The 6009-nt window shown below is 37.0% G+C and carries 4 protein-coding genes; all 4 read left to right on the forward strand.

Annotation, left to right across the window (positions count from 1 at the left end):
* A partial coding sequence (locus ACOVQ4_RS20395) for a BNR repeat-containing protein (protein ID WP_421822449.1) occupies window positions 1-1343 on the forward strand: 1343 nt, incomplete at its 5' end.
* A gap of 125 nt (window positions 1344-1468) precedes the next feature.
* Window positions 1469-1909: a hypothetical protein gene (locus ACOVQ4_RS20400; protein WP_421822450.1), complete on the forward strand. Its 441-nt coding sequence runs from the start codon at window positions 1469-1471 to the stop codon at window positions 1907-1909.
* A 421-nt stretch (window positions 1910-2330) separates the two neighbouring features.
* Window positions 2331-3734: a c-type cytochrome gene (locus tag ACOVQ4_RS20405; protein ID WP_421822451.1), complete on the forward strand. Its 1404-nt coding sequence runs from the start codon at window positions 2331-2333 to the stop codon at window positions 3732-3734.
* Window positions 3735-3974: 240 nt separating this feature from the next.
* Window positions 3975-5294, forward strand: a complete 1320-nt coding sequence (locus tag ACOVQ4_RS20410) for a c-type cytochrome (protein ID WP_421822452.1) — start codon at window positions 3975-3977, stop codon at window positions 5292-5294.
* Window positions 5295-6009 lie beyond the last annotated feature (715 nt).

The following is a 6009-nucleotide window of genomic DNA, read 5'->3' on the forward strand; positions in this document are numbered from 1 at the left end:
TAATTCAGCATTCATCTTTAAATTTATATAAAATGATTTACGCTAAGATTAAATATTTTTTGCTAGCACTTATTGGATTACTTTTTTCCATTGACGGTTTTTCTCAAAAAACTAATCCCATTTCTGTTGGTGATGGTTGGGCAAATAACTCTGTCAATGCTGTTATTTTTAGAAAAAACTCATTAGTGAATTACAAAAACTATCAGTTTATCGCTTATTATAACGAAAATGGGAATGTCGTTTTAGGAAAAAGAAGCTTAGGGAAAAGTACCTGGGAGTTGAAAACCACTGCCTTGAAAGGTAACGTTTATGATGCTCACAACTGCATCAGTATAATGGTTGATGGCCAAGGGTATTTGCATATTGCTTGGGATCATCACAATCACCCACTGCACTATGCACGTAGTATCAAACCTCTCTCACTAGAACTTGGCGAACCAACCCAAATGACTGGCCAAATAGAAAACAGTGTAAGCTATCCAGAGTTTTATCGATTTTCGAACGGAAATCTATTGTTTTTATATCGAAATGGGGCATCAGGAAAAGGAAACCTCGTCATGAAAACTTATGATGTCGCTACCCAAAAATGGTCGATGATTCATGAAAATTTGATTGATGGCGAAGGTAAAAGAAGTGCCTATTGGCAGGCTTTTGTCGATGCCAAAGGAGGTATTCACCTGTCTTGGGTTTGGCGTGAAAGTGCAGATGTTGCCAGCAATCATGATATGGCCTATGCGTTTTCGAAAGATGGAGGCAAAACGTGGCAAAAAACTACAGGCGAACATTATGTATTGCCTATCAATGCCTCCAATGCGGAATATGCTTGCCGAATACCCCAAAATAGTGAGTTAATCAATCAAACATCCATGGTAGCAGACGAAGAGGGTAATCCATATATTGCAACATATTATCGACCTGAAGGTAGTTCTGTTCCTCAGTACCATCTTATCTTTTTTAATAAAAAATGGCAGACACAGTCCTTGGGTTTTCGGAAAACGGCTTTTAGTTTGAGTGGAATGGGAACTAAAAAGATACCTATTTCGAGACCTCAACTGATAGCTTGGAAAGATAAAGGGAAACTTTCGGCCATGATTATTTTTCGAGATGAGGAAAGAAAAAATAAAGCTTCTATGGCCATTGCCAAAGACCTTAGCCAGAAAACATGGAAGGTACAAGATTTGGCATCCACTTACGTTGGCGCTTGGGAACCTTCTTTTGATACTGAACTTTGGAAGTCTCGTCGTCAGTTACATTTGTTTGTCCAACCTGTAGAACAAGCAGACGGCGAAGGCAAAACGAATACAGCACCACAAAAGGTTCAAGTATTTGAGATAAAACTGTAGTTGTTAGAGAGGTTGTTTTTCTTTGAAAGGACAAACAACCTCATTGATTATTACCATTCTTTCCATGAAAAACACCTTGCATGAATATTGAGTTTATCGTAAATTTGCTCAATCATTGCAATTACATGAACTATTTGGGAATCAATATCGATACAATTTCACCAAAACAGGCTCGATACGCTCGAAATGCTGTTTTGGTAGCTATTGTATGTATAATGGCAGCCCAAGGTCTAATCATCCATTTATTGGCTTTTTCTCTTTCGGCCAATGAAGAATTTAATAGTAGTATTAAGCAAACCGAAACAATCATCTCTCAAAAGCACCATTCTTGGAAAAAAGAGATTCAGTTGATATTGGCCTACAGCACAGAGAAAAATAATTCTGAACAAAAATCTTCTCGTACCGCCAGTATTACGCCAGCTTTCAATTTATTTGTAGAAAAAGTCAGTATAGAAATTCCAAAACCTTTCTTTAAGTCTTTCCAAATAGAACACCACTTTTCTTATAATAATCTCTATCATCACCTTTATCATCAGCGGATTATCCATCCTCCCTGTATTGTCTAATTTTTTATTTCATGGATTTCATTCAACTTAGCAAACTATCAAAATGGCTTGCCTGAGAACTGTATTTTTTTAAAAAAATACACTAGAAATCAATTTCATTTATTGGCTATTTAAAGGACAGCGCACAACCTTGCAACCCTACTACTTTATTGATTCAATGCAGTTAGGGGTGTAATGCTTTGTTTAAGTTGTCTGGTAATAGGCATTAGGCAATAAATACATTCATGATTCTGTAAGAACCAAATTATGCCTCTAGCTGAAGGTATAAAGCGTAATGCCTAGTTTGTAAACTTGGAGTTTTGGACTTTCGGCAAAAACAGTTTGTGGTGCTTGATTGAACATTTTGAAGCTATTTGTCTATTGCCTTTCAACCTACTTATGTCCTTTTGTAGCTTATTTATTCATTAAAAAAGACAAACCGATGGACTTTCCCATATTTCATTTAGACTTCATGGGCGACAGGCTTCTTATTGCCATTATCGCCGTATTACACGTTCTGATTAATCATGGATTAGCTGTAGGATTTATTCCTTTAGTTACATGGATTGAATATTTAGGCTTTAAAAAAGGCGGACAAAATGCCATTGTAAATAATGAGTGGGACCAGCTTGCGCATAAGCTAATGACAGTTGCCTTTATTATTACCACCACAATTGGGGCTATGACTGGCGTAGGAATTTGGTTTGCCTCTTCGTTGGTCAACCCAGCTTCGATTGGCTCCCTAATTCGGGTATTTTACGGAGCGTGGTTTGTGGAATGGATTGTGTTTGTGACCGAAGTAGTTTTGATTTTGTTTTATTACCTGTCCTGGAAACGCTCATTAATGAGTCTGGAGGCTAAGGCTAAGCATATTAGGCTAGGAGCAGCTTTGAGTATTTTTTCATGGATAACGATGTCGATTATTGTATCGATTCTAGGGTTTATGATGGATACCGGTAGTTGGGTCGAAAACAAAACATTCATTGCAGGATTTACAAACCCAATTTATGTGCCACAACTCAGTTTCAGAACTCCGCTCGCAGCCTTGATGGCAGGAGCTCTGGGTTTATTTTTGACAAAACTATTTACCAAAAATGGAACTGAATTCCAACAAGAGTCGACCAAGAAAATTGCCCTTTGGATGCTCATTATGGTACCATTTACTTTTGCAGGCGCACTTGCTTATTATTTAAGGATTCCAGAGCTAATGATAGGAAACTTACCTGTGGCAGTAGGAACAATGGATTTTCAATCATGGTATGATTTGTTAATAAAATTTATTTTTGGTGCCTTGATAACAGTGTTGATTATTGCTGGAACAACCTACATTAAGCCCAAACTCAAGTTGCCAACCCTCATTTATATCTTGCCAGTTGTAGGCATGTTGGGTTTTGCTGGTATTTTCGAACGTATCCGTGAGTTTATTCGTAAACCCTATGTAATCGGAAATTACATGTATTCAAATACCCTTAGGAAAGAAGATTATCCGCTTTACAAACGAGATGGAGTATTGGCTCATGCTACCTATTCACCAGTCAAAGAAGTGACTGATGACAATAAATTATTGGCAGGCGAGCAAGTCTTTATGATTGCTTGTAGTCGTTGTCATACTACCCATGGCATCAACTCAGTGGTAGAAAAGTTTGAAAATATGTATAGTTTAAAAGCTGGAGAAAAATTAAATGGCGACTTGATGAAAAACTATATCAAGCATATCGAAAATGCTCGATATTTTATGCCACCTTTTCCCGGAAACGAGGCTGAACTCGGTGCTTTGGTGGATTATATCAAACATCTTCAAGAGGACGGAACCCCTTTGGACAATCAGGTGTCATTGATGCGCTAATTAGGTAGGTGGGCAGAGTAGAGTTGAAAGGTTGAGCTGTGGGTATTCGGCAAAATAAGTCTTTGGTTTTTAAAAACCATTTAATCACTATTCGTCTTTTGCCAATCCTTATTCATTTTGTTTTGCTCACCTACCTCGATAGCCCTACAATTTAATGATGCCTCAACCTTATGTTTTCAGCATATCGACTGATGCATTTATTCATCAATCAAATTTTTTATTCATTTAGCATTTAACATCATGTTTAATCATATTTTTCTTCAAACCCCAGTACCTCGCGATTTGCCATTGGATTTACCCTTGCCAAAGGAGTTGTTGATTGTTTTACTTGTATTTTCTTTTTTAATGCACATTCTATTCGTCAATTTGATGGTTGGAGGAAGTATTATCACCCTTTGGAGCCAAATTAAGGGTTTAAAGGATAAGGATTATGATACCTTGGCGCATGAAATTGCAGAAACGATAACAGTCAATAAAAGTTTGGCAGTTGTTTTGGGTGTAGCGCCACTCCTGAGTATCAATGCTCTGTATACTGTTTATTTTTACTCTGCCAACGCCTTAACGGGAATTTTCTGGATTTCGGTAATACCTTTGGTAACAGTGGCTTTTCTTTTAACATACGCTCACAAGTACAGCTGGAAAGTGCTCGAAAATAACAAGGCATTGCATATTTCTATTATGGCCTTAGCAGTGGCTATTTTCTTATTTATTCCGCTTATTTTCTTGGTCAATATCAATCTTATGCTATTCCCAGAAAAATGGAATACTATTGAAGGTTTTGCTCATGCCTTAACGTTACCTAATGTTTTTCCCAGATATTTTCACTTTTTGCTCGCTTCTTTGGGAACTACTGGTCTCTTTATTTTCTGGTATTTTGGTAGAAAAAGTTATGATTTTGAAAGCCATTTTACCACGCTGACTCGCTACGAGGTTCGTAAAAAAGCCTATTCATTAACGTTTGGAGCATCTGCGGCCCAATTTATCATTGGTCCAGTGGTATTACTCACACTTCCCACCAAAGGATTGAGTTGGCAACTGATTTTTACTATAGGTACAGGGGTGATTTTTGCTTTTCCAGCCATGTTTTGGATATGGAAAGGGATTACTGGAAAAGCTGAAGATATTGCCAACAATTTTTGGAAAGTAGCGGTTACTCTAGGTTTAACTATCACATTTATGGGTTCGGGGCGTCACCTTTACAGAGCCACAGCCTTGGCACCACACCAAAAATTAGTCGAAGCAAAAACTTTAGCTTATCAGAAAGAAGTTAAGCAGGCAACAGAGGATATGAAAAATGCACCAGCAGTTCAACCTGACTCTGATAATCCTGGTGAAGCAATCTTTCAGGCAAAATGTAGCGCTTGTCATGCAGCGGATGTTAAGGTTGTTGGGCCACCAATCAAGGAAATGGTTAGTATTTATAAAAATGATGCCAAAGGACTTCATGATTGGATTTTGAAACCTGGTAAAAAACGACCAGATTATCCACAAATGCCAGCACTAGGCTTGAGTGAACAGGAAATCAATGATGTTGCAAAATATATCTTGGAACAGAAATAGTTTCGAGAAATGTTCATTTAATCCCAATAGACTAAAATCACTTACAATTCAGACTCATATTTCTGTATGAGTGCCGAATTGTAAGTGGTTAGTTTTTGATTTTCAGATACTTAAAATATTACCTTGTCAAAAGGTATTTTTGCACTTTGGGGCAGAAACTGTCCAGTAAAGCGTAGTAATGAAAACGTATTTCACTCAAACATCTTAATCCAAAGAAACATGATTCTCGCATTATCAATAGGCATAGCTATCGTGACCCTTGCTATATTATATACTATGTTTGCCATACAGGTAAAGATTACCTCTCTGGAAAAAATGGGAAATGTACTCTCGAAGAAATTAAAGGCTTTTGCTCATGAAAAAGAAGAAGTCTAACTCGAATGACATAAAACGTTCTTTTGGAGCTTTACTACTTTTACTTATGCTGTTGGTATCAATGATTGTTGTTTTAATCTTTTCACTAAGAATTATCTGAAATCTAATGTTAAATAGGAGTCAATTCGGAATCAGATATTGAACATGTTTATTGATAATCACAGATAAGCTTTTGAGAACATCATAATAAGCTGTAAGCCGTAGGCCTCAGTCAAAAGGTCTCTATCATTACAAAAAAACCTTTTTTCCTTAGCATACGGCTTAAAGCCTATTGCCCAATGCCTATTGCCGAAAGGCACAAATCAAAGCATATAAAATTGTTTTTAATAACGATAGATAG

It is taken from the genome of Flectobacillus sp., assembly GCF_049240685.1.
GTDB lineage: Bacteria > Bacteroidota > Bacteroidia > Cytophagales > Spirosomataceae > Flectobacillus.